Here is a 5,322-nt window from a genome sequence, read left to right as displayed (position 1 = left end):
TCGACGCGGTAGCCGACACACACCGGCACCGTCTCCAGGCTGGACAGCACATCGAGCTTGGTCAGGAAGTAGTCGGTGATCCCGTTGACCCGGGCGGCGTAGCGGGCAATCACGGCGTCGAACCAGCCGCAGCGCCGGCGCCGCCCAGTGGTGACGCCGAACTCGCCGCCGGTCTTGGACAGGTATTCGCCGTTCTCGTCGAACAGTTCGGTCGGGAACGGGCCCGAGCCGACGCGGGTGGTGTAGGCCTTGAGGATTCCCAGCACGGTGGTGATTCGGGTCGGGCCGATACCGGATCCCACCGCGGCACCGCCGGCGGTCGGATTCGACGATGTCACATAGGGATAGGTGCCGTGGTCGACGTCGAGCAGCGTGCCCTGCGAACCTTCCAACAGAACGGTCTCGCCGGCCTCCAGCGCGGTGTTGAGCAACAGCCGGGTGTCGGCGATGCGGTGGGAGAAGCTCTCCGCCTGCTCCAGCAGCGCCTCGACGACCTGCGCCGGGTCGAGCGCTTTGCGGTTGTAGATCTTGACCAGCACCTGGTTCTTGAATTCCAGCGCGGCCTCGATCTTGTGCGTCAACTCATCGGGGTGCAGCACGTCGGCGACCCGGATCCCCTGGCGCGCGACCTTGTCCTGGTAGCAGGGTCCGATGCCGCGGCCGGTGGTGCCGATCTTCTTGTCGCCCATGTAGCGCTCGGTCACCTTGTCGATGGCCACGTGATAGGGCATCAGCAGGTGCGCGTCGGCAGAGATCAGCAGCTTCGAGGTGTCGACGCCGCGCTCCTCGAGACCCTTTAGCTCGTCGAGCAGGACGCCGGGGTCGATCACCACACCGTTGCCGATGACGTTGGTGACACCGGGCGTCAGCACTCCCGACGGGATGAGGTGCAGCGCGAAGTTCTCGCCGCTGGGCAGCACCACGGTGTGCCCGGCATTGTTGCCGCCTTGATAGCGAACAACCCATTTGGTGCGGCCGCCGAGCAGGTCGGTGGCCTTGCCCTTGCCCTCGTCGCCCCATTGGGCGCCGATCAGGACGATTGCCGGCATGGCTCGCTCCCGCCTAACTCCACGTATTCACGCTGCTTATTGTGGTCCAGCCGGTGACCAACATTAGCCGTGCGACGATTCGGGCACCGCAGGACCCGCTGAAGAGCGGGGTAATCAGACCCCGCCCAGGCGTTTGCGAGGAGGGCCCCGAACGTGCCAGAGATCGTCGTGGTGGCATTCGCCGAGCACCTGCCGCGCCCGCTGCGAGCGCTCCCGGTACTCGATCCCGGCGGCCTTGCCGCGGCACTCGCCTCCTACCGGCGGCTAGTGGTGGTCGGCGGCGACGCCGACCTCGCCTCGGTGCTGACCATGTTGATGCGGGCCGATCTGCTGAGCGTCGAGGTGGCCTACGTCCCGCGCCGGCGCACCCCGGCCACCCGCGCCTACCGCCTGCCGGCCGGCCGCCGGGCCGCCCGGCGGGCGGTGCGCGGTGCGGCCGCGCGCGTTCCGCTGATCCGCGACGAGACCGGATCGGTCATCGTCGGGTCGGCGGTCTGGCGGCCCGTGGACGGGGAGCGACTGCTGCATGGCGAGGCCGTGGTCGACGACGCGGTGTTGTTCGACGGCGACGTCGCCGCGGTCACGGTCGAGCCGACGGCGGCGCTGCCGGGGCTGCGGGCTCGGGTAGTGGGCAGCCGTCGCTGGTTGACCGGGCGGGCCGCGCAACTGGGCGGCACCGGGATCTCGATGGTGCGCGACGGGGTGGCCGCGCCGCGGCCGGCGCGGCGCTCGACGGTCTACCGACATACGCAGGGTTGGTCAGCCGTCCGGTAGTTTCGTCGCGTGAGCGCCCGCGACTTGCACCATTCGGTGCGACCCAGCCCAGTCTTCTGGGCCATTGTCGGTCTGTCGGTCCTCGGCGGCGGGCTGGCGTACTGGGTGGGCGACGACGTGACGCCGCTGTCTTACGCCGGAGTGTTCGTCATGGTGATCGCCGGCTGGGTGGTGTCGCTGTGTCTGCACGAATTCGGCCACGCCTACACCGCCTGGCGATTCGGCGACCGCGACATCGAGTTGCGCGGCTACCTGGACCTAGATCCGCGGCGCTACGTCAGCCCGGTCTGGTCGATCGTGGTGCCGATCCTGATCACGGCGATCGGCGGGATCGGCCTGCCGGGTGCCGCGGTGTACGTGCGGACGTCGTACCTGACGACCCGGCAGCGAACCCTGGTCAGTCTGGCCGGTCCCGCGGCGAATCTGTTGCTGGCCGTGCTGCTGCTGGGGGCGACCAACCTGTTCATCGACCCAAGGCACCCGGTGTTGTGGGCCGGAGTGGCGTTTTTGGGCTTCCTGCAGATCACCGCGCTGCTGCTGAATCTGCTGCCGATCCCCGGTCTGGACGGCTACAACGCTCTGGAGCCGCACCTGAGCCCGGAGACGCAGCGTGCCCTGGCACAGTTCAAGCCGTACGGCTTCATCCTGCTGTTCTTCCTGTTGTTCGCCCAGCCGCTGAACCAGTGGTTTTTCGGGCTCGTCAACTCATTCTTCGAACTGTCCGGGGTGTCCGGGCTGCTGTGGCAGTTGGGCGCCGGGCTGACCCAGTTCTGGCGACACCTGCTCTAAGAGCGAGAGACGGCCGAGGTGGTGCTCGCGGACGTCAGTGACGACGCGCCCGGCTTCTAGGTCAGGCCGAGGGCTTCGCGGGCAGTCCGGTCGCAGTCGTCGAGCAGATCCAGGCACCTGGCCTGCTCGTCGGTCTCACCGATCGCGTCGGCCGCTCGCGCCAACGCCGCGACACACCGCAGGAAACCCTGATTGGGCTCGTGTGAGAACGGCACCGGGCCGAAACCCTTCCAGCCGTTGCGGCGCAACTGGTCCAGCCCGCGGTGATAACCCGTGCGGGCGTAGGCGTAGGCGGTGACCGCCTTGTCATCGGAGAGCGCGGCTTCGGCCAACGCCGCCCACGCCACCGACGCCGAAGGATGCGCGGCTGCGACGGCGGTGGGGTTGTCGCCGGCATCCAACTGGGCCTCGGCGTCGGGGTCGCCGGGTAACAAGATCGGATCGGGTCCCAGCAGATCATGCATCGGCGCCATGGGGATATTGTGCCGTGCCGCATCTTTTCAACCGACGCCGCCATGCCCAACCCCGCGTCGGGTCGCTAAGCTGAAGGTGGTATTTCGACTCCGAAGAGGACAGCTGCGCCTATGCCCAATCCATCAGGGTCTGACCGCGACAACACGTCCGACGCCACCGATCAAGCCGCTGCGAGCGATCCCGCGGACTCCGAAGCTGACACCACCGTCGAACCGTCGGCCGCGGCCGACGAAAAAACCACCGAGACCCAACGCGAGACGGATCCGGCGACCGAGGTGATCGCGGGCGCCGCGCGAGAGCACCTGCCGCCGACGCCGCAGCTCAAACCGGGCGAACGACTCTTCACCGCGCCGGGGTTCGATGCCAAGGAAACCGCAATCATCAGCGCGGCCAACGAGCCCGCCACCGAGGTCTTCGCGCCGGGCCACCCTTCGGCGGGCAGCCAGATAGGCGCGAGAACTGCTACGCCGCAACTCATTCCGCCCCGATTGGGGGCCAGGCTCCGACCGTCGAGTCAGCGCAGTTGGGGTTGGGTGCTGGCGCTGATCCTGATCATCTTGGCGCTCGCCGCAGTCGCGGTACTGGGCACGGTGCTGCTGACCCGCAACGACCGCAAGCCGAAAGCGTCGCAGGAAGACCAGGTGCGCAGCGCAATTCAGCACTTCGACGCCGCGGTACAGACCGGTGATCTGACCACGCTGCGCAGCCTGACCTGCGGCCGGATGCGCGACGACTATGTCAACTACAACCAGAACGAGTGGAACGACGTCTACTACCGCGTCGCGGCGGCCAAGCAATATCCCGTCGTCGCCAACATCGACCAGTTGGTGGTCAACGGGAACCACGCCGAGGCCAACGTCACCGCGTTCATCGCCTTCGCTCCGCAGACCCGGTCGAGTCGCAGCTTCGATCTGCAGTTCCGCGACGACCAGTGGAAGATTTGCGAATCCAGTTCCGGCTAACGAGGTTTGGGCTGCGGGCCAGTCCCCGCGCCACCACACGCCACATCAGTAACGTCAGACAAGGGCCACCCCTTTCTGGAATCGTGACCACATGCGATATCAGCGGACGGTGATACCGCATGTGGTGCGAAATCGAAAAAAGCAGGTCCCCTCAGACCAGTTACCCCAGGGACTGATGAGGCTGATAGCGGCTAGGCGGAAACCGATTTTCCGTTGCAGCGCAGGTCGTGGCAGGCCTCGATGACCCGCTCGGTCATCGACGCCTCGGCCTTCTTCAGGTAACTGCGCGGGTCGTAGACCTTCTTGTTGCCCACCTCGCCGTCGACCTTCAGCACGCCGTCGTAGTTGGTGAACATGTGCGCCGCCAGCGGCCGGGTGAACGCGTACTGGGTGTCGGTGTCGACGTTCATCTTCACCACGCCGTAGCGCAGCGCCTCCTCGATCTCGGACTTCAGCGAGCCCGATCCGCCGTGGAAGACGAAGTCGAACGGCTTGGCGCCGTCGGGCAGGCCGAGCTTGGCCGACGCGACCTTCTGGCCCTGGTCAAGGATGTCGGGACGAAGCTTGACATTGCCCGGCTTGTAGACGCCGTGCACGTTGCCGAAGGTGGCGGCCAGCAGGTAGTGGCCGTGCTCACCGTGGCCCAGGGCGTCGATGGTCTTCTCGAAGTCCTCAGCGGTGGTGTAGAGCTTGTCGTTGATCTCGGCCTCGACACCGTCCTCTTCACCGCCCACGACGCCGATCTCGACCTCCAGGACGATCTTGGCGGCGGCGGCCAGCTTCAGCAGTTCCTGCGCGATCTCCAGGTTCTCGTCGATCGGCACCGCCGAGCCGTCCCACATGTGGGATCCGAACAGCGGGTTGCGCCCGGCGGCGACCCGCTCGGCCGAGATGGCCAGCAGCGGACGCACGTAGGTGTCCAGCTTGTCCTTGGGGCAATGGTCGGTGTGCAGGGCCACGTTGATCGGGTACTTGGCCGCGATGACGTGGGCGAATTCGGCCAGCGCGACCGCACCGGCGACCATGTCCTTGACACCCAAACCGGAGCCGAATTCCGCTCCGCCGGTGGAGAACTGGATGATGCCGTCACTGCCCGCGTCGGCGAACCCCTTCAGCGCGGCGTTGATGGTCTCCGAGGAGGTGCAGTTGATCGCCGGAAAGGCGTACTCGTTCTCCTTGGCGCGTCGCAGCATCTCGGCGTAGACATCTGGCGTTGCGATGGGCATTCGGCTTCCTTCCTGACGTGTGGCATCAGTATCGCAACACCTTCGGTG

Annotated in this window: 6 protein-coding genes; 3 read left to right on the top strand and 3 right to left on the bottom strand. The window is 66.8% G+C overall.

The features are described from left to right. Positions 1-1,049 (bottom strand): adenylosuccinate synthase (locus AC2VOG_RS11635; RefSeq protein WP_486940049.1); only part of this gene is annotated, 1,049 nt, incomplete at its 3' end. 153 nt (positions 1,050-1,202) lie between these two features. On the opposite strand from AC2VOG_RS11635, the gene AC2VOG_RS11630 reads away from it, so the two are divergent. Both AC2VOG_RS11630 and AC2VOG_RS11625 read left to right on the top strand, forming a co-directional pair. Continuing rightward, the gene (locus AC2VOG_RS11630; RefSeq protein WP_486940048.1) at positions 1,203-1,823 is read left to right on the top strand and encodes a peptidase M50; all 621 of its coding nucleotides are present in this window, start codon (positions 1,203-1,205) and stop codon (positions 1,821-1,823) included. A 9-nt stretch (positions 1,824-1,832) separates the two neighbouring features. Beyond that, entirely contained in the window at positions 1,833-2,612 is a 780-nt protein-coding gene (locus tag AC2VOG_RS11625; protein ID WP_486940047.1) for a site-2 protease family protein, read from the top strand. A 56-nt stretch (positions 2,613-2,668) separates the two neighbouring features. Here AC2VOG_RS11625 and AC2VOG_RS11620 read toward each other — a convergent pair whose 3' ends face one another. Next, a complete protein-coding gene (locus AC2VOG_RS11620; RefSeq protein WP_486940046.1) occupies positions 2,669-3,085 on the bottom strand; it encodes a DUF3151 domain-containing protein in 417 nt (138 codons plus the stop codon). Positions 3,086-3,196: 111 nt separating this feature from the next. On the opposite strand from AC2VOG_RS11620, the gene AC2VOG_RS11615 reads away from it, so the two are divergent. Next, positions 3,197-4,048, top strand: a complete 852-nt coding sequence (locus tag AC2VOG_RS11615) for an Rv0361 family membrane protein (RefSeq protein WP_486940045.1) — start codon at positions 3,197-3,199, stop codon at positions 4,046-4,048. Between the two features lie 191 nt (positions 4,049-4,239). On the opposite strand, the gene fbaA is transcribed toward AC2VOG_RS11615, so the two are convergent. After that, entirely contained in the window at positions 4,240-5,274 is a 1,035-nt protein-coding gene (fbaA, locus tag AC2VOG_RS11610; protein ID WP_486940044.1) for a class II fructose-bisphosphate aldolase, read from the bottom strand. Positions 5,275-5,322: the final 48 nt, after the last annotated feature.

The sequence above is a fragment of the Mycobacterium sp. TH-M11 genome (assembly GCF_057473725.1).
The sequence above is the reverse complement of the archived record's forward strand: the minus strand, read 5'-3'. Positions and strand labels throughout refer to the sequence as shown.